This is a genomic window from Methylocaldum sp. 14B (genome assembly GCF_002005105.1).
GTDB lineage: Bacteria > Pseudomonadota > Gammaproteobacteria > Methylococcales > Methylococcaceae > Methylocaldum.
Genome location: NZ_MSCV01000014.1, coordinates 54,804 through 81,426, shown reverse-complemented (window position 1 = coordinate 81,426; position 26,623 = coordinate 54,804). Strand labels below are relative to the sequence as shown.

Genomic DNA, 26,623 nt, shown 5'->3' with positions numbered 1-26,623 from the left:
CCGCTCGACCAAATCCCCTAAGTGAACCCGACAAGGAGTAAACGGAGCATATGGATATGGCAAATCTACACAGTGCGGTACTGGCGGACTTCACCCCGGTGAGGGTATCGAAACCCGTCCCGCAGCGCATCACTCTCGAACTGGCGGCCTTCGGTTTCGCCAAGGCTTATTGCCTGAACAATGACATCTGCGACAAGGAAGGCTTCCGCCGGGTTCACAGGGAAGTGAAAGAGAAGCTGGACAAGTACGCGCTCTCGCCTTCCCATATCAAGCGCCGGCAATTGGTGTTCTTTCCTCGCCTCACCGATATCCGCTTCTCGGACGGCGAGTTCACGTTGGCGGAGCCCGAGTATGAGTACTTGCAGTTGTTCAAGGACAAGAACGATCCGAAGGGCGTGGACCTCAAAGCCCGGCACGAGAGCTACGGCAAGGTGGTCGACGGATGTCTGAACCAGATGTACGACGACGGGGCCAAAGCGCCGGACGACGTCATTCACGTGACCTGCTCCGGTTACCTGGCGCCGAGCCCCGTCGAGCGCATGGTCGCACGGAAGGAATGGTTCGACACCACGGTCACACACAGCTATCACATGGGCTGCTACGGCGCCTTCCCCGCCATCAAGATGGCGCACGGTTTTCTGTCGTCCTCGCAATGCTTGGTGACTCCGCCCAAAGAGCGGGTGGACATCATCCACACCGAACTGCTGTCGATCCACAACAACATCGAGGACTTCCGTGCCGAGAACATCATCACCATGACCTTGTTCGCGGACGGATTCATCCGCTACTCGATGTATCCGGAACCGGTGGCGCGTGAGAGAAAAATTCCCGGCCTCAAGGTCCTGGCGTTCAACGAGCATCTCCTGCCCGATTCCGCCGAGGACATGACCTGGGTGCCGGGGTCTCATCAATTCCACATGACCCTGTCGGTCATGGTGCCCGTGGTCCTCAAGAAGCACATCCGGTCTTTCGTCCAGTCGTTATTGCGGCGGGTAGAGATCGATTTCGACGCGCAAAAGGATGAGCTGACCTTTGCCATTCATCCGGGCGGGCCGAAGATCGTGGAACACATTCAGGACGAACTGGGTCTGCGGGAAGATCAGGTGGAGGTCAGCAAGGAGGTATTCCGCGAGAACGGCAACATGTCTTCGGCGACCGTGCCTCATATCCTGAAAACGATCCTGGACGACAAGTCGATTCCCCGCGGGAGACGCGTCGTCTGCCTGGGTTTTGGACCGGGACTCACGATTACGGGTCTCGTTTTGGAAAAGGTCTGATCATGAAGGAACTATCGAGCCGCGCAACGGAAAGCGATCTTCCGCCCTTGATCGGGCGGGTATACGAGGTGGAGTCACTGAGGGAGCTCGAAACTCCAGAACCTTCCCCAGCCGAATCGACGGCGACAACCGACGAGCCGAGGGATGCGTTCGACCCGGCATCGGCGGCACAGGACTGGACCAGGCAAAATGCGGAACGCGGCGACGAGCCCGTTTTGCCTTTCATCGGGCGCATTCTCGATCATGTGCCCGGCCGGTCGATTACCGTGGAGCGCGAGTTGACCCTGGACGAGGATCTGCATCTCGCGGATCACGCCTTCGTCCATGCGCCCGGGGTGAAACCGCTATTCGCCTGTCTGCCGGTAGTTCCCATGACCCTAAGCCTGGAGATCCTGGCGGAAACGGCTGCCTGCCTCGCACCCGGCTACGGGCTGATCGGCTTCGAGGACGTGAAGGCCACGCGCTGGATCGAACTGGCCGACACCGACCGCCTGTGTCTCCGGATTTCGGCCCGTTTCGAGCAATGGGATGCCGAACGGAACACTTGCCATATCGCCGCCGCCATCCATATCGAAGACCAAGCGACTCCGGCGATCCAGGCTCGCGTCCTGTTCGCGCCCTACTATCGTCTCGATCTCGAGCTCAGCTTCACGGAGTTCGCCAATGCCCGTCTCTATCCCAAAAGCGCCGAGGAAATTTACCGGGGCCGCCACTTATTCCACGGACCCGTGTATCAATGCCTGGTCGGGGAGATCGTGCTGGGCGATCGGGGCGCCGCCGGCGAGTTGGTGGTCAAAGCGCCCGAGATCATGTTCCGATCCATACGCAAGCCCCAGTTTCTGACCGAGCCGGCGTTGCTCGATGCGGTCGGACAATTGATCGGAATCTGGGCCATGGAAAAAGAGCGCTACGTCTTTCCCGTCGGCATCGGCAAGCTCGAGCTATACCGGCCTACCCCGACGCCGGGAACACGATGCCCGGTGCGAATCGAAATCACCCGCGACGAAGGCAAGCTCCTTTCCGCCGACATCGAGATTCAGGACGGCGCGGGCGCCGTTTGGATGCGGATCAGGGACTGGACGGACTGGAAGTTCCGCTGGGAGAAGCGGCTACTTAATTTTCGCCGCCTGCCGACCCGCTATTTGCTGAGCCATGCGCTCGACCTGCCGGCACTCCCGCCTTCCGCCAGCTGCCGCATGATCTCAGGCGAAGACATCGCCGGCTTCGACAGTACGCTCCTCGCTCGCTTCTGCCTTCATCTGGACGAGATGGAGACGTTTTCCGACATGCGCTCGCATGCTCCGGGCCTGCAGCATTGGCTGCTGGGGCGCATCGCAGCCAAGGATGCCGTGCGCGACTGGCTGGCGCGGCAAGCCGGGACGGAAGAAATGCTGCACCCGGCCGCCCTGATCATTCGCAACAACGACCAGGGCCAGCCCGAGGTGGCGCCGGTCCCCGAGGCGAACCGGTTGCCGCAGCTCAGCATCAGCCATAGCGAACATCGCGCTATCGCCATCGCCCATGCGGGACCCGTGGGCGTGGATATCGAACCGATCCGCCCGCGCCAGCCGAGCTTCGTGGAGACCATGGCCGGCGAATCGGAACGCTCGCTTCTCCGTGACACGAGCGGCGACCCCGACGAATGGGCCACCCGCCTGTGGTGCGCCAAGGAGGTCGCCGCCAAGTTGCTGGGTCTCGGCATGAACGGCTCGCCGAAAGCCTACGAGGCGCAGGCCATAGGCGAGGACGGTCTGATCCACATCGTCCATCGAGACAGCGGCCGAACGATTATGGTACGGACGGTACGCCTGGAAGAGTTCGTCATTGCCTATGCCGGCGCCGCGACTGCGGAGACGGAAGCGGGGCAAGCCTAAACGCCATCAACACACAAAGGATTGAATAATGAGCAGGATTGGTCCGCCGCTGCTGGTAGAGCTTCGCCAGGTCGGGAAGGTTTATCACCTCGGCGAAAGCCGTATAACGGCTCTCAAGACAGTGAATCTGTCTATTCATAGGGGCGAATTCGTGGCCGTCTGGGGTCCGTCGGGTTCCGGCAAGTCTACCCTCTGCAATCTTATCGGGCTGCTCGACGTATGCTCTTCGGGTACGGTGCGTTTCGAAGGCCAGGATGTGGCCGCGCTGTCGGACGACCAGCGCAGCGAGCTTCGAAACCGCGGAATCGGATTCGTCTTCCAGAGCTTCAATCTGATTCCGGTACTCTCGGCTCTGGAAAACGTCATGCTTCCGCTGCAGATCTCCGGAGTTTCCACGGCACAGGCAAGGCGAGCGGCGCGCAAGCGTCTGGCCGAAGTGGGGCTGGACGACCACGCGGCGCATCGTCCCGCCAAGCTTTCCGGCGGACAGCAGCAGCGCGTCGCGATCGCGCGGGCCCTGGTTACCGATCCGGCACTGGTGATCGCCGACGAGCCCACGGCCAATCTGGATTCCGAAAACGCCTTGAGGATTACCGAGCTCATGCGACGACTCAACAGCAACAACGGCACGACCTTCGTGTTCTCCACGCACGACCAGCGCCTGCTGGAACGTGTGGAGCGTCAGATTCAGATGCGCGACGGCGAGATCATCGATGACAGGTCGCCGGAGCAGCCGGCCATGCGGCTAGACCGATCGGTGGGCTTATGATGACCTGGATCAAGCTCGCCTTAAGAAATCTCTTCCGCAATCGGCGCCGGTCGCTGTTCACGATTCTGGCGATCGGCCTCGGCTTTGCGGCGGTCAACACCCTGGGCGGATTCACCGCCTACATCTTCACCAGCCTCAAGGATTCCTACATCTACGCGCAGGGTAACGGCCATCTCAGCGTTTTCAAGACCGGCTTTCTCCAGGAAGGCAAACTCGATCCGACCCGTTATCTCATCGACGAAGAAGAGATGGGAGTCATTCAACAGGTGCTGGCCCGGCATCCGGAAATCGTGGTGGTGGCACCGCAGCTCCACATTTCGGGACTTCTGAGCAACGGGAAGGTGTCGACGATCTTCATCGCCGCCGGCCGAGTGCCGTCCGCCGTGCGCCGCATCAACGAGCATGCCCGCGGGATGATAGGGAAAATCCAGTTGTTCGACGGCAAATCCCTGGAGGACGACGTCATTCACGGCATCGGCCTGAGCCGGGGACTGGCGGAGCAGCTTAATCTGGACTTGGGCTCCGACGCCGTCGCCATGGCGCCCACCGTGTCGGGACAGATCAACGCGCTCGACGCCCAGGTGTTTCAGCTCTTCGATGGCCCGGTCGAAGCGCTGGAGGACAAGCTCATGTCGGTTTCGCTCAAGTTCGCCCAGAGCCTCTACGATACCGGCAGCGTGGATCGCCTGACCTTGCTGCTGACGAACGACGACACAACGGAAACCGTGCGCGCCCAGCTGGCCGGAGAACTGGCGGCAGAAGGCTTGAAGCTGGAAGTCAAGACCTGGAACGAGCTTTCCACCTTTTACACCAAGGTGAAGCAGATGTTCGACGTGATCTTCCTGTTCACCTTCCTGATCGTGTTCACCATCGTCGTCATGAGCGTGATCAATACCGTCAGCATGGCGATCATGGAACGGACCCGCGAGATCGGCACGCTGCGGGCACTGGGGTTCAAGCGCCGCGGCATCGTCGGACTGTTCGCGGCCGAAAGCATGTTATTGGGGATTCTTGGATCGCTGCTCGGCATGGTCCTCACCCTGATCACCTGGTCGGGCGTCGCATTTTTCAAACCGACCTGGATACCGCCCCAAATCACCCGCCGGGTGCCATTGGAGGTCTACCTGGTGCCCGATTACATGCTCTACAGCATCCTGCTGCTGATCGTTCTTTCCCTGGCCGCAGCCAGTCTCCCGGCGCGCACGGCAGCTCGCATGCAGATCGTCGGCGCTCTGGGACATACCTGAACCTAGGAGCGACAGTTGACCGCTTCGATGGAGTAGATAAAGTACAAGGAGAAGACGATGAGAACGACCCTCTTGCTCGGAAGCTTGCTAATCCTGGCCGGATTGCTGTCCGCCGCGCCGTTGTCGGCTTCGCCGGACGTCAAGACTATACTGAAGACGGCGGATCAATCGCGGGGCAACCTCCTGGGCATTTCCTGGGAAGTGGTGATAGAGTCCATCGAAAACGGCCGTACCGACTCTTTGAATTACGACATCAAGGCGCGCGGCTTCGACATCTCCGGAATAAGCCTCGCACCGCCGAAGTACAAGGGCAACAAGCTGCTCATGTCGAACAACAACATGTGGTTCTACAAACCGGGGCTGAGCAAGGCGGTCCCCATTTCGCAGCGCCAGAAACTGATGGGCAACGCGGCCTACGGCGACATCGCCTCGACCAATTACGCCGAGGACTACAATGCTGCTCAGTTGCCCGACGACACGGTGGGCGACGAGGAATGCTACGTTTTCGATCTCACCAGCAAGAACGACAAGACCACGTACGATCGGATCAAATACTGGATTTCGAAAAAGCGCCTGGTGGGAGTGAAAGCGGAGTACTTCACGGTATCGGGAAAGAAATTCAAATTGGCTGAAATGGAATACGGCAATAAAGTGCTTATCGACGGAAAGGAGCGCCCGTTCATTTCCAAGATCACCATGTACGACGAACTGATGAGCGAGGACGTGACCTATCTCAACCTCACCAAGCCTCGGTTCGAGCCACTTCCGGATTACGTATTCAATCTCAACCTCTTTATGAAATGAAAAAAAACGGTGGACTAACGTGGGGACTATGGGTTTTTGTCATGTGCGCAATATCGGGAACGGCGGCCGCGGCCACCGAACCCGTGATCGTATCCACGGGGCCGGTGAGCATTTTCGACGAGATCAAGAGCGGCTTCTATTCGCGGATCAACGTCCTGGCTTTCGGAATTTTCCAGGAACCGGAAATGAATTCGCGCCTGAATCCCAATAATATCCTGGAGATATCCACTTATCAGGCGTCGATCAACCCGCGCGTGGATCTCAACCTGGACTTCCGCCGGCTGGAACTGGGTATCAAACAACGCTTCATCTACCTGTGGCAGCGCTGGGAAGAAGGGTTCCCGGAGGGCGAAGAAGACAGCCTGGCGCAGTTCTACACGAACGAGTGGTTCGCGCGTTACCGGCTGATGGACGAGTTGTTCGTCTCCTACGGCCGCGAGAACCTGCAGTGGGGACCGTCGGTGCTCCTGTCTTCGTCCAATCCGTTCAACAAGGAGAACGGGCGGAACAACCCGAGAGTGGAAGTCCCCGGACTCGGCTATGCGAGGGCCGTGTGGATACCGAATTCCACCTGGGCCGTTTCGTTCATCGCCAATACGGATGAAGGCCGGTTGGGACGGCAGCAGGGTTTCGGTCTCAACCAAGCGGGATTCGCCGACGGCTCGGCGCAAGGCCAGGACTTTCAGCCGGGTTATGCCTTCAAGATCGATTGGACCGGGGATGGCAAGTATCTTTCCGTCATCCCTTCGTACCGCGAAAACACCGGCTACCGGGTCGGTTTCTTCGGCGGCTGGAACGTGACCGACGCGCTGCTTCTCTACGGAGAAGGCTCCCACGGCGATTACGGCGACTTCGAATTACTGGGAGGCGCCTCGTACACCTTCGAGGCCGGACCGACCGTCAACCTGGAATATTTCCATAACGAAAACGGCTGCCTGCGGGATCGCATCGATCAATGTTTCCTTAGGGGCGAAATCGACTCCACCGATCCCATGTTTCGCCAAGACTACATGATGCTCCAGTATTCGGATACCGAGATCTGGAACGATTTCAACGTGAATTTCCGGGTGATCCACAATCTGAACGACCAGTCCGACCGCCTGATCGGCATCTTCGAATACGAAGCCACCGACCATACGCTGTTGTACGTCATTGCCAACGGTTTCACGGGCTCTCGCGACAGCGAGTTCGGCAGCCTCTTGAATTATTCGTTCTTCGTGGGCGCCGCGTACACGTTCTAGCGCGTTTTTCATTACGGTCTAGCGGCGTGGATCGGGAAGGTTGCAGGTCGGCAATCCTTTGCCGACAAAGCCTCTCACCGATCCAGGGCGTCGGCAAAGGATTGCCGACCTATCACACCGTGGGGGCGCTACACGAAAGAGGAAAATTCTCTAGCGTCGCGGCGACAACCCCGGTGCAGCGGTGTCGGGAGCCCTGACGGCGTTCCATCGGCCTGTTCCGAGGCAGGGATATGCCTGGATCGAACGAACCAGTCGCGTTCGCGCTGGAGCGGCGATGTTGGAATGATCTGCGCATTTACATGAAGTATCGGCTGAATAGAAGAATCAGCAATTTCTCTGGGAGGAGATTTTCCTATGAATTCCAAGCCTACGTTTGCCTTCGTCACAATCGGCAATGGCTCCTATCTCGGCTCCACGCAGCGACGCTGACGTCCTTCCCGAACGCAGTCGCAAACCTCGTGCGATCGAGGGAGCGCATCACATTCCCGGTTAATGTTTCTTAATGCAATCAGGAATCGTCCAATCGAATTCATCGGCAGATCGATAACGAAGCACGAAGTTCAAGGGATATCTCCAGTTGGCCATGGAGTTGGCTCATATCTTTACACGGAGGTGTGCAATGAAGGATTCGTTCCGCAAGCTTGTGACGATATCAGGCGTGATGGGAAGCGGCCTGCTCGGGTTGCTTCCCGGCGAAAGTTTTGCTGAGGGGGACCTGGTCCGAGGCCAGGAGGTTCCCCTGACGGAATGCTCGGGCTGGGTAATGGAGAACAGCACTGCACCGGCCATAGAAAGTAACGCCGTGTACTGGTTCGTCCAGGGGCTCCCGGCACATCCACCGGGCGGACACTTCCGGTTCCGCGCCGAGTTCCCTCAAGCACGCTATCTGTCCTGGCAGAACCACGATTTCTTGGGGTTTTCGACGGCGCTGCTGGCCGACACCGACATCGTGCCCGATCGCGGCGAAAATCCGTTCCTCCCGAATACGCCGTACGTCCCGGAAAGCGCTTATACCGTCGATCTACTGGATGTGCCGCCCGAGGCTCGGCCGCCGCAGCCGCCGAGGCCGGCGAATATCCTCTACGGCGGCTATCGTTACGATGGAAGCAAGACGGAATACAACTCCGTAGCCTACCGGGTGTACCTGCCCGATCCGGGCACGGATTCACTCGGCGGCATTCCTCAGCCGGACTTCTATTTCGTCGTCGATGACCCTGCAATGGCCAGCCTGGAAGGCATTCACAAGATGTGCGAGACAATGCGAAAGATCCAGGAAGCAGAGAAGCAAGCGCTTATCGCAGTAGCTAAAACCACCAAGTCTCTGGCGGCAAGGCAGGATAGGCCGCTTTCAGATACCGCGGAGAAAGAAATTGGCCAGCGCGTGATCGACGGCCCGTCCGCAGCAGGGGGCATACCGAGTCCCTCCGCATCCGATTTCAACAACGGTCTGGCGCGTTATCGGGCCGTAACGCCGCATCCGAACGGCCGGGGCACCTACTACAACGCTCAGACCGGGTATCTTCAGGTGTTTTTGAGTCCCTCGCGCGGCGAGGTGACGGTGATGCGTTTCAGGGCGCCCAGCTTCCCCGACACCCAGGGCCTCCAGGGTATTCCGGACGATATTTCCGGCAACGAGCAGCTCCGCTATTGGTCTCTGTGCATGCACGATGCCACGGCCGGGTTGCCTACCACGGGCTGCTTGTACGATGCCCAAGCGGCGCAAGATGGCGACGGCTATGTGACGTTCGCCTTTTCCAATCCGGAGAACCGGCCCGCCAACGCGACCAACTGGTTGCCCATCGCCAGCGGCCCCATACCGGCGTTGATCCTGCGCCACATGCAGCCAAACCCGGCATTTGCCGAGGCGCTGCTCTACTATGCCGGCACCAACAACGATCCCGCCGCCATTACGGCGCACATGGGAGAGTACTTTCCGCTCGTCACGACATGCACCAAGGCCGAGTTTGAGCGGGATCGCTGTGGGCTGGCGCCGCAAGGTACGCGGTGATGCAGGAGCGATGCCGTCGACGCGCGGCACAGTCGAAGCGGCGTATCGAAGAACCGCATCGCTCCTTAGTCATTTACTTGGGGCTTACACCGGAAAGAACCACTCAAATGGAATTGTCCGCAAATACAGTAGATGGCAAAGCACAAAGCTCGGGGGATGTCTTCGACTGGCTAAGGATTGGCCCATTGCCTTTAAGGAGGTGTGCAATGAAGGATTCGTTCCGCAAGCTTGTGACGATATCAGGCGTGATGGGAAGTGGCCTGCTCGGGTTGCTTCCCAGCGAAAGTTTTGCCCAGGGGGACCTGGTCCGAGGCCAGGAGGTTGCCTTGACGGAATGCTCGGGCTGGTTGATTCAAAGCAGCACTGCACCGGCCATAGAAAGTAACGCCGTGTACTGGTTCTTGCAGGGGCTCCCGGCACATCCACCGGGCGGACACTTCCGGTTCCGCGCCGAGTTCCCTCAAGCACGCTATCTGTCCTGGCAGAACCACGATTTCTTGGGGAATTCGACGGCGCTGCTGGCCGACACCGACATCGTGCCCGATCGCGGCGAAAATCCGTTCCTCCCGAATACGCCGTACGTCCCGGAAAGCGCTTATACCGTCGATCTACTGGATATTCGCCGGCCTCGGCCGCCGCAGCCGCCGAGGCCGGCGAATATCCTCTACGGCGGCTATCGCTACGATGGAAGCAAGACGGAATACAACTCCGTAGCCTACCGGGTGTACCTGCCCGATCCGGGCACGGATTCACTCGGCGGCATTCCTCAGCCGGATTTCTATTTCGTCGTCGATGACCCCGCAATGACCAGCCTGGAAGGCATTCACGAGATGTGCGAAAAAATGCGGAGGATCCAGGAAGCAGAGAAGCAAGCGCTTATCAGATTAGTAGAAAGCGCCGAGTCGTCGGAAGAAACGCGGGAAACACAAATCTTTCCCGCAGAGAGAGACGAGCTTCGCCTCCGCGTGATCGACGGCCCATCCGCAGCAGGGGGCATACCGAGTCCCTCCGCATCCGATTTCAACAACGGTCTGGCGCGTTATCGGGCCGTAACGCCGCATCCGAACGGCCGGGGCACCTACTACAACGCTCAGACCGGGTATCTATTGGTGTTTTTGAGTCCCTCGCGCGGCGAGGTGACGGTGATGCGCTTCAGGGCGCCCAGCTTCCCCGACACCCAGGGCCTCGAGGGCATTCCGGACGATATTTCCGGCAACGAGCAGCTCCGCTATTGGTCTCTGTGCATGCACAATACTTCGACCTTATGGACTACTAACGGCTGCTTGTACGATGCCCAAGCGGCGCAAGATGGCGACGGCTATGTGACGTTCGCCTTTTCCAATCCGGAGAGCCGGCCCGCCAACGCAGCCAACTGGTTACCTACGACCGATACCATACCGGCACTGATCCTGCGCCACATGCAGCCAAACCCGGCATTTGCCGAGGCGCTGCTCTACTATGCCGGCACCAACAACGATCCCGCCGCCATTACGGCGCACATGGGAGAGTACTTTCCGCTCGTCACGACATGCACCAAGGTCGAGTTTGAGCGGGATCGCTGCGGATTGGCCGCAGATGCGCAATGAGGCAGTCCCGGTGCTGACTTTTCGTGCCGTAGTGGACGCTTCGCGTCGCAGAGGAAACGCCTCGCTGTCACTCATCTAAACCTTACAGAAGGAATCGCCCAAATGGATTTGTCCACGAATACAACCGATAGCAAGACACAGAGCGAAAAGAAGTCGTATGCCAAAATCTGGCTTGGGGGCAATTTTTTCGGCTGGCTAAGAATGTTGGCCCACAACAGATTTGACGTTGGGGTGCGACGCATACCCCGGATTGTGGCCATGACATTCGTCATATTGCTGGGCAGCTTGAGCCACGGTCTGCAAGAGCTGATATGGAACCGTCGGGTGCGCAGAACGGAAATCAAGCAAGCGCCCTTATTCATCATCGGACATTGGCGTTCCGGCACCACGTGGCTTCACGAGCTTCTCGCCCTGGACGACCGTTTCACCTATCCAACCACTTACGTGTGCTTCAACCCTAACCGCTTTCTGCTCACGGAGCGGTTCGATGCGCACTGGCTCGGTTTCCTGTTCAAGGCTCTATTACCGGAGCAGCGGCCGTTCGACAACATGGCCATGGGTTGGGAACGTCCCCAGGAAGACGAGTTTGCGCTGTGCAATCTCGGACTGCCTTCCCCTTACCAGAAGATCGCCTTCCCCAATCGCAATCCCTACCGCGAATATTTCAGTCTGGAAGATGTCCCGTCGCGGGAACTGCGGCGCTGGAAAGACGGCTTCGTAAAATTTCTCAAGCAGCTGACGATACGCAACCCCAAACGTATCCTGTTGAAATCCCCCACCCACACTTATCGAATCAAGGTCTTACTCGAGCTGTTTCCGGATGCACAGTTCGTTCACATCGTGCGCGACCCTTACACCCTGTTTCTCTCGACGATGCATTTGTGGAAATCCTTGTACGAGGCTCAGGGCTTGCAAGAACCGAAATACGACGATCTGGAAGACTACGTGTTCGAAAATTTCTTGCATATGTTCCAGAAGCTCGAGGAAGCACGCCCGCTGCTCCACGCCCCCCGCTTCCATGAACTGCGATACGAGGACCTCGTGCAAGATCCGGTCGGGCAACTCCGTAAGCTGTACGACCAGCTGGAACTAAGCGATTTCGAGCGAATGCTTCCCAAATTGAAGCAGTACCTAGAAGAGACGAACGATTATCGTACCAATCGCTACGACCTCACCCCGGAACTGAGGGAGGAAATTACCCGACGCTGGGGGCAGGTAATAGAACGCTATGGGTATGCGAGCGGACTGGGCACCCCTATGCGCAGGAATGATGCGGCTTAGGTTGAGGAGGCTCCGATTATTAACCCGGCCTATAAATATAGGCCGGGTTAATCCGGGGCAAGGATGCCCCGGCGCGGCGACAAGCCGCGTGAGCCCAGGCCGGGCGTGTACCGGGCCTGGGCGGCGGCCCGAAATACCAGGAGGGTATTTACGGGCCTGATTAATAACTTATTGCCGTTCCGCAAAACGGGTGGATCGCACCGAAAGGCAGCGTAGACAAATGGCTGGCGATGGAAACGGCCAACGATGCCGCCATGGAGAAGTTTCATTTCGGAATTGTCATCGGCATTTCTGCGAATGTTTCGGGACGCATGACGAAAGACTATCCGTTATGTCCGGACATCCGTTTGATGGTGGCAATTCCGGTGAAAACACAGTGGTTTGAAACAATTGGAGGAATAATCATGAACAGCTTTTCGCAACGCTCCAATCTCAGCGAGCTCCTCGACGACCCAACGCTCGGCGGTGATGATCTGATCAAAAACCTAGAGGATATCGCCAGGGTCAACCGCTGGCTGGGCGGAGAAAAAGCGTTGGTTTCGGCCATCGCACCGTTACTTGAACAGCATGATTTCGGCCGTCCGATAGAAGTTGTTGATCTGGGTTGCGGTAGCGGCGATCTTCCCAGAGCAGTCGTCAAATGGTGTCGAAGGAAAAACATCCCGGTTTCAGTAACCGCCGTCGATATAAACGACTCGATTATTCGGTATGCGACTTCGCAATCGAAAGATTTTCCGGAGATACGCTTTGAAAAGATAGATGTTTTTTCGGACGAGTTTAAAAAAAGGCGGTTTGACATCGTCGTGATGAGCTTGTTTCTTCACCATTTCGACAACCGAAAGGCAGAAGAATTGTTGAAGAATTCTTACGAGCAGTGCAGGTTGGCAGTTGTGGTCAACGACCTGCACAGAAGTCCTGTTGCTTATCATCTTTTTGAATTGTTCGCCTTTGTTACAGCCTCATCCACCATTACCCGTCACGATGGATTAATCTCCATCCTGCGGGGATTCCGGAAAAAGGACCTGGAGAGGCTGACAGACGAATTTTCTGAGGCAAAGAGGAATATTAAATGGAAATGGGCATTTCGTTGGCAACTGGCATTAGAAAAAGAAATTCCCGCAACCGAAAGAGTATATAAAACGAAATAAAAACCCGAATTATCGCAACTTTAATAGTACTGCCTGAACTTGCACCGTCCACTGCATAGACATCGAATATACAAAGAGCTTTCATGGGCTAAAAAATAATTCATTAATATTAGACTCCCGGCGTTTTTCAGTTAATCAAAACTCGCTGAGAGCCGGCATTTTATTCCATTCGGCTTTCGATAGGGTGGGTTACGGCGCACGCAAAGCGCGGTGATCGGCGGTCAGTCAGTGCTGATGTGCGCCTAACCCACCCTACGAAAGCAAGTCCTTATCGAAAGCGATTTGAAATTAGCCTTTCAAGCAAATAACAGTGTCAGAAAATTTTACAATCGATTCGCCATACCAAGCCAAGTAATTAACCTATAATTATAATTATAAATATACACATGATCCGGACATATTACGATTTCGGCTCAGCCTACGTTCGCTGAATATCCTTTTTCCAAAGAATTGGCATAACTTCCCCGCGTGATCGGCAATATCAAGGTGTCAGAAAATTTTACAGACACTTTACTATCTCCAAGCAAATAATTGATCTAATTAAAAATATAGATATGGCATAAGATTCGCGTAATAAAATATTCGGTGCCATACCGAAATCTCGTAATAAAAATTCAAAAACAACTCAGGAGGAGAATGAAAGCAACCACTTAATTCAACGATTACATATAACAAATATGCGAGTTCTGCCCGGTTACGGGCAATATGATACGAACAGGAAACATGCACTTTGGAAAAAGGAGTATCGACATGATCAAGTGCAATTGGCGAGTTGTTTTTCCCTTATCTCTTTTTATTTTCCATTCGGCGGTAACGGTTTCCCACGCGCAGACCGCTACCGTCTTGGCGAAGGCCGTCCCGGACGAGTGCTGGAACGGCTGCGGCATGCCTTATGTCGCCGCGTCGGCAAATGGAGCCTGCCCCACCGGCACGACGCCCAAGCGAAATCAGGCCTATCTTTGGGGTCTGGCCCAATGGAAACAGACCCTCTGGATCGGAACTGGAGCCAATGTCGCGGGTATAGGACAAACCGCAGGCGACGGATTGCAGGAATGCGATTTCGCTAACGATTCCACCGGCAATCCCATCAACGTCCTCGAGGGCTCGCTGAGCCAATACCCCGGCGTTCCCGTACCATTGCGCCAATTCCTGGGCGACTGGAGACCGCCGCAGGTATGGGTTTATGACATCGCCACCGGTAAGCAAACCAATGTGACGCCGAACGACCCGCTCATCAACGAGACCTTGGGCTTGCGGTCGGCCGGCGTATCCAATGGCGTGGCAATACTCGCCGGTCCGGGCCAGCTCGGGGTGAGCGTCAATTTGTTTGCCTTCGATGCCGATACCAAACAATATCTCGGCTCGACGACTTTGTTGCGATACGCCAACATCCGCAAATTCGTCTCTGCGCAGGGCGCCATGTATACCGGCGTGCAGACACTCACCGGAGGCGGCGAAATACTGCGCTGGACGGGAACTCGAAGCAATCCTTTCAGCTTCACGACAGTGGGTATGGTAGACAACGATGCGGTCAATCTGGCCGTGCACGAAGGGCGTCTTTTCGTGGCCACCTGGCGTCCGTCGACACTGTCCAGCTCGGTCGGCAGCTTCCTCGGAACCAACAACCCGCCGGCCGGGATCTGGATGAGTCCGCCGATTCCCGCAGGAGGCTTGCGGCTTATCCATGCTGGCCTTTGGACCAAGGTTTGGGAAGTAAATGACTACGAAGTCGACGACCTCGTTGCCTCGACCCAAGGGGTGGGCGACTTGGCCTCGTTCGCCGGTTACCTCTACTGGGGACATATGAACCCGCCGTGGTCGGTCTATAGCACGTTCGTAAGTACCTACGGAGAGCCCCAGGATCGTACCGAAACCCAAAAGAACCTCAGCCGGGCCATTCCGATCTTCCGCGGCCGCAATTTCGGTAGCAGTCCCGAGATTCAACTGCTCTACGGGGAAAAGCAGTTACCGAAATACAACGGCAGCACTTGGAGCATGGTGGATAACAATCTGGGCGGCATGACCCCGCTCTACGGCGCGGCGGGCTTCGACGTTCCGACCAATGTCTATACCTGGACCATGGCGGTTTTCCAAGGAAAGCTGGCCGTGGGAACGCTCGACTCGGGATCCAGCGTCAACTTCAGCAAGAATCCCGGTGCCGACCTTTGGGTCTTCCCCGATGGGAATTCCAAGGCAGTACCGTGGACCATAAACGGCTTCGGCCATCCCGAAACCGTTATGGGTGTGCGGAACATGCTTCCAACGAAAGATGTCCTCTATGTGGGATCGTCCAGCAGAGCAAATCTCTCTCCGGATGGCGGTTGGAAACTCATCGGAGTAAAGCCGTAACATCGAGAGATCGGGAAAGGAGTGCCGCAGCGCGGCACTCCTTAAGTCAGGCAGACAAAAGCAAATACCATGTAGAGCGGCTAGATGGGGGAACTGTCCCGTACCTATTCGTAGGTCGGCAACCCGTTGCCGACGAAGCCGCTTTTCCGACCTATTCCACGTTGGGAGCGCTACGCCAAGCCGGAAAATGCTCTCAATGGCGCAACGGAATCGCTACCAAGACGACGCCGACATCTACCAAAATAGAAAACCGTCGAACGCGTTGGGATGTTTTCTGCTTTTGCTCCATGAGCCCGATTGTTGCCATGTCCGCCAAATTGCCTCCGGCACGGCGGAAAGCGTAACCGAGCGGGTCTTGGGCACTAAATCGAACCCGACCTCGAAACCATGGTAATTCCGAATCATGTCCATCGTGATTGGCCCGCGTATGGAATCACGTATGGGCGGCCCGATCATGACTCGCGCGTTACTCAGTTCCCTCCCGGAAAGCGCCACTACGGTCTTTCCCTTCCATATGGGCTGGCACTCGATCAATTCGCCCGCCTTATTGAACACATAGAGATCGAGATCGATCAGCAGTCCACTGAGGCCTTCATACAAGGCAATGAATGAAAAAACCTCGATCCTCTCGTCTTGCCGCATGTTTGCTGGCATGAGTCACCTTTAACGCATTAGATCAGTCTCTGACTCCGCACCGAGGCGGCCCCCAAAAAAACGGCTCTTACCGGTGCGCCTTTAGATACGTGTCCAGGAATCGCCGCACCCGTCGGGTACTAGAGTACGGAAGCAACATGAGAACGCCGCCGGGGAAAAGATTAAAGAAAGATGAGGATCGCCGGTGCCGACGATCGATTCTTCGGCCGACGAAGTAGGATAGGTCAGGCGCGCAGCGACCTCGAATCGGCGGGTTACGCGGAGCCTAGGGGCTAACCCACCATCGATGGGTTTCGCTTCGCTCTACCCATCCTACGATGAATGTTCACTCGAATGTCGAATGGAATTACGGTGCCGATCGGGCTTGCTCGGCCTCGGCAATCGCCCACGCGGCGTTGATCAAGCCGATATGGCTGAAGGCTTGCGGGAAGTTGCCGAGCAGCTCGCCCGTGCTCGGATCGACCTCTTCGGCGAGCAGGCCCACATCGTTGGCATAAACGGCGCCGCGGGCCAGGATGCCCTTGGCGCGCTCGACCTCTCCTGCCAAAGCGACTGCGTGGGCAAGCCAGAAAGTGCAGAGCAGGAAAGTGCCCTCCTCTCCTTTCAACCCGTCGTCGGCGCGATAGCGGAATACCAGCCCCCGTTTGTCCGTCAACTCCCGCTCGATCGCATCGATCGTCGCCAGCATGCGGGGATCGTCCGCCGGCAGGAAGCCGACCAGCGCCATCATCAGGACCGAAGCATCGAGCTCGTCCGAACCGAACGCCTGAGTAAAGGACTGAGCCCGCTCGCTCCAACCCTGGGTAAGAATCGCCTGGCGGATTTCCTCGCGGACGGCGCGCCAGCGCTCGACACGATCCGCGGCGCCGAGCAGATCTGCGAGCCCGATGGCCCGGTCGAGGGCGACCCAGCACATCAGTTTCGAGTACAGGAAGTCTCGCGGCGGACCGCGGATTTCCCAAATGCCCTGATCCGGATCGCGGTAATAACGACCGGCAGCGTCGGCGACATCGGCGAGGAAATTACGGGTGATGGGATCGAGAGTGGTGAGCTGTCCCTGTAGCCGGTACGCTGCGTTCAACAGCTCGCCGTAGACATCGAGCTGCCGCTGATTCCAGGCGCCATTGCCGACCCGGACCGGACGGCTACCCCGCCAGCCGGACAGATGTGGCAGCTCGCGTTCGGTCAGATCGTGCTCGCCGCCGATGCCGAACATGATCTGCATATCCACGCCGCGCTCGATCTGGGTCAAGGCCGAGCCTGCCAAGAAGTCGAAGAATTTATAGGCTTCGTCCGGGCAGGCCGCCACCCACAGCGCTTCCAGGGTGAAACTCGCATCGCGCACCCAAGTGTAGCGGTAGTCCCAATTGCGGCTGCCGCCCACGGCTTCCGGCAGCGAAGTCGTCGGTGCGGCCACGATGGCGCCGGTCGGAAAATAGGTCAGCCCCTGAAGCACGCGCCCGCTGTGGCGGACGAGCTCCCGCCACGGTCCTTCGTAGTTCTGGTGGAGATCGGACCAGCTGCGCCAGGCGGTGATGGTGTCGTCCAACCGTTCGGCGATATCCGCTTCGGTCCAGACTCGAGGCGCGGCTTCGGAACTCGAACGATGCTGCAAGGCGAAGTCCAGGCGTTGGCCGGCTTCGATTCTCACGCCCGCCCATGCCGTCGAACGGGTGATTTGAAACGGCACGGGCGAACTGAGATGGAGCACCGAGGCGCCGCCCCGCGCGGATACGCCGCCAACGACCGGAACCAACAAGGGAAAGACCAGCCCATACTCCGGCCGGGGCGCGTACTCGATCTCGAGGTCTGCGTGCCCGGCCAGGCATCGGACGCTGCGGATCAGGGTATGCGGCGCGTCGGCGCCGAGCTGGTGGCCGCGTTCGTTGGGTCCCATCGCCAGCGCGTCGGTCAGAACCACGGTGCCGGTCGGCGTCTCGAAGGTCGTTTCAAGCACCAGGGTGCCGTCGAGATACCGGCGGCGCGTCGATGCTTGGCCAACCGGGCGGATGGCCCAATGGCCGCCGTCCGTATCCAGAAGCCGCGAGCAGATCGCGGGCGCGTCGAAACGGGCAAAGTTAAGCCAGTCGACCGAGCCGGCGCGGCTGACCAGGCCGGCCCCGTGGCAATCGGACAGAAAGGCGTAGTCAGCGATGGGAAGCTGGCTCACGGCTGTATCTCCAGTCGGATGGGACGCAGGACAAGCACCGAACGCACGGAGTGAGACCTTGATCGATTCGACCGACAGGGCATGCGGGAGTGCCTTCGCTCCGTCTGAAACCGGAAGCTCTGACAAAGGTAAATCATGGCGGCATGCGGAACTCCGGAACGGCCGGACCTCGCGAGAAATCAAACCAGATGTTGGTTCCCAACCTCAAGGTTGGGAACCCAAGTCTTGGAGGCTCCGGCTTCCTGCCCTTTGCGAGGCTGGAGCTTCCAAGGCCGTATTCCCAAGCAGGAGCTCTCATCGTTATACACAACTTACGAGCGACCCGAAACGTGCCCGGACCCGTCATTCCGGCAGGGAAGCCGGAATCCAGCCACACGGAGGTGAAGCGGCGGGCCGGAGCTGTGCTTCGGATAAGCCAGCGTGCGACCGGCCGGTTACCATCCATGGCCCTGGATTCCGTCGTCCATGGACGGAATGACGGTGACGACCACCCGCTGGGTCTTGTGTATAACGATGAGAGCAGGAGCTTGGGAACAAGCGGAAGTAGACGTTGAAATTCCCCGCTCGATGGAGGTCACCATGACGAGCCAGAACGCTTCGAGCACCATCAACGACAATTCGGCCTGGCCGGACCTGCCTTTGCAGGCATGGCAAGACACCTATGCGACCTTGCATATGTGGACACAGATCGTCGGCAAAATCCGGCTGGCCTTGACGCCCTGGATCAACCACTCCTGGCATGTCGTGCTTTATCTGACGACATCCGGGCTGACGACCTCGCCGATTCCCTATCGTGACCGAACGTTCCAGATCGATTTCGATTTTATCGAGCATCGACTCGTGATCCGGACCAGCGACGGCGCGGCGCGACAATTCCCGCTTCGACCCTGCACGGTGGCCGATTTCTACCGGGAAATTTTTGCCGCGCTTCGGGCGCTGGATATCGAGGTCGCCATACGGAAAAAACCCAACGAGGTCGCCCGCGCGATTCCCTTCGACCAGGATCGGGAACACGCCGCCTACGCTGCCGAGCACGCCCACCGGTGCTGGAGGGTGCTGGCCCAGGCGGATAGCGTATTCAAGGCATTCCGCGCGCGCTATATCGGCAAATGCAGTCCGGTGCATTTTTTCTGGGGCAGCTTCGACCTGGCGGTCACGCGCTTCTCCGGCCGGCGCGCGCCCGAACACCCCGGCGGCGTGCCCAATCTTCCCGATTGGGTGGTCCGCGAGGCCTATTCCCATGAGGTAAGCAGTTGCGGCTTCTGGCCGGGTAACGATGCTGTCCCGTTTCCAGCCTTCTACGCCTATGCCTACCCTGAACCGAAAGGTTTTCCGGACGCACGGGCACGTCCCGAAAGCGCGTTTTACAGCCCCGAGCTCAAGGAATTCGTCCTGCCTTATTCCGAGGTGCGGCAGGCGGATTCACCCGGCCGGCTGCTGCTGGAGTTTCTCCAAAGCACCTATGACGCGGCCGCCGATCTGGGACACTGGGATCGGCCGTCATTGGAACGGAGCCTATCCGGCAAAGAGCCTACCTTCCCCACGACCTAAAACTTGCCCGAGCGGAAATCGTGCATGGCCTGTTCGACCTCGTCGCGCGTGTTCATCACGAAAGGTCCCCACTGCACAATCGGCTCGTTGAGGGGACGGCCGGCGACGAGCAACGATCGAGCCCCGCGCGAAGCCGTCAGCCGCACGCCATCGGCATCCGCGCGGTTGGTCAGGACCGCGAGCTGACGGGCGCGCACCGGCTCGCCCCGTGTGCCGACGCCGACTTCGCCTTCGTAAACGTACAGAAACGCGTTGTGTCCCCCAGGGATCGGCGCCTCGTAAGCGCTTCCGGCCGGCATTTCGAGATCGAGATAGAGCGGCTCGGTCGCCTCGCGCCTGACCGCGCCGCCGATGCCCGCAACCGATCCGGCGATGATCCGGATGGTCACGCCTTCGGCCGTGGTGGTGCTCGGGATCGCTTCCGCCGAAATGTCCCGGTAGCCGGGCTCGGTCATCTTCTCGCGCGCGGGCAGATTGATCCAAAGCTGGAAACCGTGCATCAGCCCCTGCTCCTGCTCGGGAAGCTCGGAATGAATGATGCCTCGACCCGCCGTCATCCATTGCACGCCGCCGGCAGCCAGCAAGCCTTCGTGGCCGGCGTTGTCGCGATGCCGCATGCGTCCCGCGAGCATATAGGTCACGGTCTCGAAGCCCCGATGGGGATGATCGGGAAAGCCGGCGAGATAGTCGTCCGGATTGTCGGAGCGGAACTCGTCGAGCATCAGAAAGGGATCGAGCCGCCGCTGCAAATCCGGGGTCAGCACGCGCAGCAGTTTTACGCCCGCACCGTCCGAAACGGCATTGCCGGTGACCAGTCGCTCGACCTCGCGGGTTACAAAATTCGGAGAGGTGGTCATGGGTGTTCTCCTCAAACAATTTGTCAAACATCGATCGGTTTCGCCGCAGTCGTTACCGCTCGGGAACCGACAAGCCGGGCGATCTGCCCGAGCGCATCGGTTTCCGCTTGCCCCTTGGCGGTCTCCCCCAAAGCCAGTCCTTCGGCATAGACGAAATTGACGTCCGTCATCCCGAGGAAACCCAGCACATTGCGCAGGTAAGCGGTTTGGGTGTCCTGCGGCGTGCCACGATGGACTCCGCCGCGGGCGGCGAGCACGAACACCTGTTTGTCTTGGACCAAACCGACCGGGCCGTTTTCCGTGTACTCGAACGTGATTCCGGCGCGGGCGACGTGGTCGATCCAGGCTTTGAGAGTCGACGGGATGCCGAAGTTGTACATGGGAACGCCGAGCACGAGGACATCCGCCGCCTGAAGCTCCGCAATCAGTTCGTCCGAAAGTTCCACTGCCGCCCGCTGCTCGGGAGTGCGCCGTTCGGCCGGCGCGAAGAAGCCTGTGATTGCGGTCTCGTCCAGGTGCGGAATCGGCTCGCGGCCGAGGTTGCGGGTGACGATCCTGTCCTCCGGATGCCGCGCGCGCCACTGGGTGATGAAAGCGTCGGCGAAGCGGTTGGCGTTGCCGGTGTCGGACAAACTGGTCTTGATTTGCAGCACGTTGGCCATGGCGATCTCCTGGTAAGAATCGATAGACGGCACCAGGATAGGTTTGTATCACTCGATTAAAAAGCGCAAAATTCTGGGCATTCTTATCGAAAAATTCGATCATATGAAGATTCCCCGGACCACTCTCGAGCAATGGCGGGTATTGCAGGCGATCGTGGAATACGGCGGATTCGCCCAGGCCGCCGAAGCGCTGCATCGCAGCCAGTCGTCCGTCAGCTATACGGTCGGCCGGCTGCAGGAGCAGCTCGGCCTGAAACTGCTGGAGATTCACGGCCGCAAGGCAAAGCTCACCGAATCGGGAGAGACGCTTCTGCGCCACGCCGAAGAACTGCTCGGCGAAGCGCTTAAACTGGAGAAGCTGGCCCACAGTCTGGTGCAGGGGTGGGAAGCGGAAATCCGGCTGGTGGTCGACGCGTTGTTCCCCACTCCCCTTCTGCTGCGCATGCTGAGGGAATTTGCGCCCCTCAGCCCGCACACGCGCGTGCTGCTCAGCGAAGAGGTGCTGTCCGGCACCGACGAGGCGCTGATCATGGGCCGCGCCGATCTCGCGATCGGCGGACAAGTCCCGCCGGGATTTTTGGGAGATCACGTGCTGGACGTGGAACTCGTTGCCGTGGCTCATCCCGACCACCCGCTACACCGGCTCGGACGAACCCTGGATGCCGATGACTTGAGCCGGGAGCTGCACGTCGTCGTGAGCGATTCGGGCACGCTGGCGCCGCGCGATTCCGGGTGGCTCGGCGCGACGCGGCGCTGGAGCGTGACCAGTCCCGAGAAGCGGATAGCCTTGTTATGCGCGGGGCTGGGCTTCGGCTGGATTCCGTGCCATCTGATCGAGGAGCCGCTCGCCTCCGGCCGGCTCAAGCCGCTGCCCCTGCGCGATGGACAGCGCCGAAAGGTGCCGCTGTATCTCATCTTCGCCCAGCCCAAGCTTGCCGGCCCCGCCACCCGCAAGCTGGCCGAACTGATCCGCGCCTGCGCCGCCGAAGGCGGAACCGGGATGAACAGCGGTTCCGTCTAGCCCGCAGTTCTCCGATTTCTCCCGCAGCGGACTCCGATTCGCTTGGCTTGTTGGCGAGCTGTGCTCTGTCTCACCGTGGGGAAGGACATTGTAAAAGCTGCCTCTGTGCATGAATCTTTACACAAATCGTCACCCCGGCAAGGAAGGGTGTCTTCGGTGCTCCCGAAGACACCGTTTGCGATCGGAAGGATGTCTCCGGCGCTCATCGAGCTTAAAGCCTATCCTTTATAAAACCGTCGAATCGGAATTATCATCCGCGCTTGCAGCGGACGTCATACGAACACTTTGGACTTATCAAGGGGGGGTAGGAACATGAGCGAGTTCCCGGCTTACGACGAGGTGCATGTCATCTCCGATATCCACATGGGCGGCAAGCCCGGCTTCCAGATCCTTAGGGAGACCCAGCGTCTCGCCAACTATATCCGGTGGGTGGCGGCGCAGCGCCCCGAGGGGCGCGTCGCGCTGGTTCTGAACGGCGACGTGTTCGACACGCTGGCCGAGGACATCCGGGGCTACGTCGCCGTCGACGAGGCGACGGCCACGCTGACGCGGATCATGGACGACAAGTCCTTCTCCGGGATTTGGGAGGCTCTCGCGGATTTCGTGAAGAAAAAAGGACGCGCGCTGGTGATCGTCATCGGCAATCACGACATCGAAGTGTCCTTTCCCTCGGTCCAGCGCCTGATTCTGTCGCGGCTCGCGGGCGAAGACCTTCTCGCCAGGGCGCGAATCGAGTTCTCCACAACCGGCGCGGGTCACACCTGCCTGGTCGGCAATGCCCGCGTCTTCTGCACCCACGGCAACGAAGTCGACGCCTGGAACTACAACCGCTACGAGGACCTGGCGAAAGTCGCGCGGCGCCTGAATGCCGGCCGTTCGCTCGAACCGAGCGAATGGTACCCGAACGCCGGCACCCGCATGGTGAAGGAAGTCATGAACGAGGTGAAGCGCCGATACGCGTGGATCGATCTGCTGAAGCCCGAAACCTCCGCCGCCGTCGGAACCCTGGTGGTGCTCGATCCGTCCCAGGCGGCCAAGATCAATAGCCTGCTGTCGATCCTCGGCGAGCGCCAACGGGGCAGCGGGCAGGTGGACCAGCGCCTGTCGGCGGAAGGATTCCAGCCCCGCCGAGAGACCGGCGCGCCCGCCATCACGGTCGATCAACTGCTGGGGCCGAACGTTTCGGCCGGCATCCAGGGCGGCGGTCCGGCCGGCTCACAAACCGCCGACGACATGCTGCTGGCCGCCGAGAAGGGCTTCAAGCAACCCGGCGCTCCCGCGACGCCCGCGAACGAAACTCTGGGTACCGGCGGACTGATCTGGGATCGCCTCACCGGCTGGATCACCGGGGTCGGCAAGGACGAAGCGCTGCGGCGCGCGCTCAAGGATTGGCTCGCGGGCGACAAGACTTTCGACATCACCGACCAGGACGACACCTATAAGCAGGTGACGGCTTCGGTCGGCGGCTCCACCGATTTCATCGTCACCGGCCATACTCATCTCGAACGCGCCATTAAGATGGGCGGCTCCCGCTATTACTTCAACAGCGGCACCTGGATCCGCCTGCTGCGGTTCAGCGACGCCATGCTCAAGGACACGGCCTCTTTCAAGCCGGTGTACGAGGCGCTGACCGACGGCGGGATGGCGGCCATCGACAAGGCGAAATTCGGCGGCGAATCGTTCGTGATGGACCAAACCAGCGCTGTCTCGATCTCGCTGGAAGACGGAAAAGTCGTCGGCCGTCTGACCCATATCGAGGGAAACGGCACGGGCAAGCCGCGGGTTATCGAACAATTCGCGAGGCCCTGAGATGAGCGAAATTCGCAACGTCAAACTCGAACTGCTCAGGCCGGGCCCCGCGCACAATCAATTGTTGTCGCCGCTGACGCCGTATCTCGCGCTGTGCGGCGCCGACGGTCCGGTGACCGTACACATGCCGTTCGAGCAACGGCAACTGCTCAACCGGCTCGAACGCCTGCGGTACGACATAGACGGAAGCCCCGTCGCCGCCTCGCAGCGCGAAAGCGAGATGCGGGAAATGGGCGAGGCGATCGGGCGGGTGCTCGGACAGGTTCCGGCGCTGCTCTCGGAACTGTCCGACCCGCGGGCCGACGGCGGGAAACTCGTGCATCTCAGGCTTTCGCTGTCCTCTTTCGAGCTGGGCATGGTGCCGTTCGAGACGGCTATCGCGCCGGACGGTTTTCCGGGTTCCGGATCTCCCCTGTTCCTGCAGTCGCGCACCCCTATCGTGATGACCCGGGAAGTCCGGCGCGGACGGCCGCTGCCGGTCGACTGGAACCGCCCTCCGCGCATCCTGTTCGCGTTCGCATCGCCCGGCGGCCTCCCGCCGGTGCCGGCGCAAGACCATTTGCACGCGATCCGGCGAGCGATCGATCCCTGGATCAAGATCAAGGACACGCCCGAGGAACGCATCCGGGAGGTCAAGCAGATCCTGACGGTGCTGCCCAATGCCAGCCTGGAGCAGATTCGGGAAGCCTGCTCGACCACCCAGTACGCTTACGTGCACATCCTGGCCCACGGCGCGCCGATCAATAACTCCGGCGACCGCCACTACGGCGTCATGCTGTGCAGCGATTCCAATTCCGCGCAAGGCGACGTGGTCGACGGCGAACGCCTGGCGATCGTACTCACGGCGCGGGACTCCTCCGGGACAACCAAATATCGCCCCAACGTGGTCACGCTCGCGACCTGCGATTCCGGCAACATCGAGTCGGTGCTGATACCCGGCGGCAGCATCGCTCACGAGCTCCACGCGGCAGGCATTCCCTGGGTCATCGCCTCGCAATTCCCCCTCTGGATGCGGGCCTCCTCGATCGCGGCCGAGGTGCTCTACAGCGGCCTTTTGAGCGGCACCGATCCCCGCTGGGTGCTCTACGACCTGCGCCAACGGCTTCGTACCGATTCGCCCGGCACCCATGACTGGGCGAGCATCGTCTGCTACGCGACCGTGCCCTGGAACTTCGAGCGGCAGGTGGACGCCTTCCGCGACGAACGCATCCGCAGCCGGCTCGAGGTGAAGTTCGACCGGATAGACGAACTGATCGGCGCCAACGCGGACGGCCGGAGAGCCGCCGAGGCGCGCAACCCGGCCGAGCGGGATGCCGAACTGGAAACGCTGTGCCGGTCGATCCGCGCCGAACTCAAGGCATGGTGCGCCGAGCCCGTCACGGAGAAATCGCCTGCGCAAAAGGCTAAGCGTCTCGGCATGAATGCCGCCAGCGAGAAGCGCATCGGAATCGCCTATTTTCTGATCGCGGCAAGCGAAACCGGCGATGCCGAGGTCACCCGCGTGAAGCTGGAAAAAGGCAAGAAAGCCTATGCGTCCTCTCGTGATCTCTATCGCGAAGCATTGGAGATCGAGCCTTCCAACCCGTGGGCCATTACGCAGTATCTTTCCATGCTGGCGATGCCGGTCCTGGCGGGCAGTACCGAGGTTTGGAAGTCGCTCGCGAAGGATTACGGCCTCTGGTGGGCCGCCGCCCGGCAACTCGCCCATTGGCAGCTTTACAAAACCGCGGGCGAAGAGCGCGCCTATGTGCTGGCCACACTCGCCGAACTCGCCCTGCTGGGCGTTGCCTATGGCGCGCCAAAATTCAGCGCCAGCCAGGCGGAACAGGAAATCAGGGAGTTCTGCGGTGAAATGCTCTGCCTGCTGGGTCCCGATGCCTTCCCGATTCTTTCTACCCAGCGCCAGTTCAGGCGCTATCTCGAGTATTGGCAGAGGGACCAGTGGAACGAATTGGCCAGAACCGCGCTATCGGCGCTAGGCGACGAATCCCTGTCCCAGGCGAAGCCTTGATGACGGACAAGAGCAAGGTTCCGAGTCTTGTGTCCGGAGTCGGATGGATTATTCCATTCGGCATTCGAGTGAACATTAATCGTAGGGTGGGTTAGCGAAGCGTAACCCACCGATTCGAGGTCGCTCGGTGGGTTACGGCCTCGCGGCCTAACCCACCCTACGAAAATTAATGCCTTATTGAAAGCGATTTGGAATTAGGCGCGCACCGCCACGAACGGTTCCGTGACCACGGACTCTCTACGCGCCGTAACCCACCGGTTCCGCGGCTTGGCCCGGTGGGTTACGGCGCGCGGAAGCCCCTCAA

19 protein-coding genes are annotated in these 26,623 nt (G+C 59.4%); 15 read left to right on the top strand and 4 right to left on the bottom strand.

What is annotated here, in order from left to right; genetic code table 11:
* Positions 1-56 precede the first annotated feature (56 nt).
* The 11 genes from B2A78_RS12155 (at position 57) to B2A78_RS12105 (ending at position 15,584) form a co-directional block, all read left to right on the top strand.
* Positions 57-1,277: a type III polyketide synthase gene (locus tag B2A78_RS12155; RefSeq protein ID WP_077730308.1), complete on the top strand. Its 1,221-nt coding sequence runs from the start codon at positions 57-59 to the stop codon at positions 1,275-1,277.
* 2 nt (positions 1,278-1,279) lie between these two features.
* Positions 1,280-3,151 carry a polyketide synthase dehydratase domain-containing protein gene (locus tag B2A78_RS12150; RefSeq protein WP_077730260.1) on the top strand — a complete coding sequence of 624 codons (1,872 nt, stop codon included), beginning with the start codon at positions 1,280-1,282 and terminating at the stop codon, positions 3,149-3,151.
* A gap of 28 nt (positions 3,152-3,179) precedes the next feature.
* Positions 3,180-3,920 carry an ABC transporter ATP-binding protein gene (locus B2A78_RS12145; protein ID WP_077730259.1) on the top strand — a complete coding sequence of 247 codons (741 nt, stop codon included), beginning with the start codon at positions 3,180-3,182 and terminating at the stop codon, positions 3,918-3,920.
* Positions 3,917-5,167 (top strand): ABC transporter permease, encoded by a 1,251-nt coding sequence (locus B2A78_RS12140; protein WP_077730258.1) that lies wholly within the window; start codon positions 3,917-3,919, stop codon positions 5,165-5,167. The genes B2A78_RS12145 and B2A78_RS12140 overlap by 4 nt, the downstream gene beginning before the upstream one ends.
* 57 nt (positions 5,168-5,224) lie before the next feature.
* On the top strand, positions 5,225-5,971 hold the full coding sequence (locus B2A78_RS12135; RefSeq protein ID WP_077730257.1) for an outer membrane lipoprotein-sorting protein: 747 nt from the start codon (positions 5,225-5,227) through the stop codon (positions 5,969-5,971).
* Between the two features lie 41 nt (positions 5,972-6,012).
* The gene (locus B2A78_RS12130) at positions 6,013-7,212 is read left to right on the top strand and encodes a hypothetical protein (RefSeq protein WP_143735162.1); all 1,200 of its coding nucleotides are present in this window, start codon (positions 6,013-6,015) and stop codon (positions 7,210-7,212) included.
* A 619-nt stretch (positions 7,213-7,831) separates the two neighbouring features.
* The gene (locus tag B2A78_RS12125; RefSeq protein ID WP_077730255.1) at positions 7,832-9,220 is read left to right on the top strand and encodes a hypothetical protein; all 1,389 of its coding nucleotides are present in this window, start codon (positions 7,832-7,834) and stop codon (positions 9,218-9,220) included.
* A 206-nt stretch (positions 9,221-9,426) separates the two neighbouring features.
* A complete protein-coding gene (locus B2A78_RS12120) occupies positions 9,427-10,806 on the top strand; it encodes a hypothetical protein (protein WP_077730254.1) in 1,380 nt (459 codons plus the stop codon).
* Between the two features lie 258 nt (positions 10,807-11,064).
* Positions 11,065-12,087: a sulfotransferase gene (locus tag B2A78_RS12115; protein WP_205780761.1), complete on the top strand. Its 1,023-nt coding sequence runs from the start codon at positions 11,065-11,067 to the stop codon at positions 12,085-12,087.
* Positions 12,088-12,317: 230 nt separating this feature from the next.
* Positions 12,318-13,235 (top strand): methyltransferase domain-containing protein, encoded by a 918-nt coding sequence (locus B2A78_RS12110; RefSeq protein WP_077730252.1) that lies wholly within the window; start codon positions 12,318-12,320, stop codon positions 13,233-13,235.
* Positions 13,236-13,985: 750 nt separating this feature from the next.
* Positions 13,986-15,584, top strand: coding sequence for a hypothetical protein (locus tag B2A78_RS12105; RefSeq protein ID WP_077730251.1), 1,599 nt, complete (start codon positions 13,986-13,988; stop codon positions 15,582-15,584).
* 234 nt (positions 15,585-15,818) lie between these two features.
* Here the strand turns inward: B2A78_RS12105 and B2A78_RS12100 are convergent, their stop codons facing one another.
* The gene (locus B2A78_RS12100; RefSeq protein ID WP_077730250.1) at positions 15,819-16,238 is read right to left on the bottom strand and encodes a hypothetical protein; all 420 of its coding nucleotides are present in this window, start codon (positions 16,236-16,238) and stop codon (positions 15,819-15,821) included.
* 346 nt (positions 16,239-16,584) lie between these two features.
* Positions 16,585-18,408, bottom strand: coding sequence for a glycoside hydrolase family 15 protein (locus B2A78_RS12095; RefSeq protein ID WP_077730249.1), 1,824 nt, complete (start codon positions 18,406-18,408; stop codon positions 16,585-16,587).
* Between the two features lie 579 nt (positions 18,409-18,987).
* Between B2A78_RS12095 and B2A78_RS12090 the strand changes: the two genes are divergently transcribed.
* Positions 18,988-19,959 carry a DUF5996 family protein gene (locus B2A78_RS12090; protein ID WP_077730307.1) on the top strand — a complete coding sequence of 324 codons (972 nt, stop codon included), beginning with the start codon at positions 18,988-18,990 and terminating at the stop codon, positions 19,957-19,959.
* On the opposite strand, the gene B2A78_RS12085 is transcribed toward B2A78_RS12090, so the two are convergent.
* Positions 19,956-20,816, bottom strand: a complete 861-nt coding sequence (locus B2A78_RS12085) for a pirin family protein (protein WP_077730248.1) — start codon at positions 20,814-20,816, stop codon at positions 19,956-19,958. The two genes, B2A78_RS12090 and B2A78_RS12085, sit on opposite strands and share 4 nt — an antisense overlap.
* A 23-nt stretch (positions 20,817-20,839) precedes the next feature.
* The gene (locus B2A78_RS12080) at positions 20,840-21,478 is read right to left on the bottom strand and encodes an FMN-dependent NADH-azoreductase (RefSeq protein WP_077730247.1); all 639 of its coding nucleotides are present in this window, start codon (positions 21,476-21,478) and stop codon (positions 20,840-20,842) included.
* Positions 21,479-21,521: 43 nt separating this feature from the next.
* Between B2A78_RS12080 and B2A78_RS12075 the strand changes: the two genes are divergently transcribed.
* The 3 genes from B2A78_RS12075 (at position 21,522) to B2A78_RS12065 (ending at position 26,319) form a co-directional block, all read left to right on the top strand.
* A complete protein-coding gene (locus B2A78_RS12075; RefSeq protein WP_240502503.1) occupies positions 21,522-22,499 on the top strand; it encodes a LysR family transcriptional regulator in 978 nt (325 codons plus the stop codon).
* A 312-nt stretch (positions 22,500-22,811) separates the two neighbouring features.
* On the top strand, positions 22,812-24,308 hold the full coding sequence (locus B2A78_RS12070; RefSeq protein ID WP_077730246.1) for a metallophosphoesterase: 1,497 nt from the start codon (positions 22,812-22,814) through the stop codon (positions 24,306-24,308).
* 1 nt (position 24,309) lies between these two features.
* Positions 24,310-26,319, top strand: coding sequence for a CHAT domain-containing protein (locus tag B2A78_RS12065; RefSeq protein WP_077730245.1), 2,010 nt, complete (start codon positions 24,310-24,312; stop codon positions 26,317-26,319).
* Positions 26,320-26,623 lie beyond the last annotated feature (304 nt).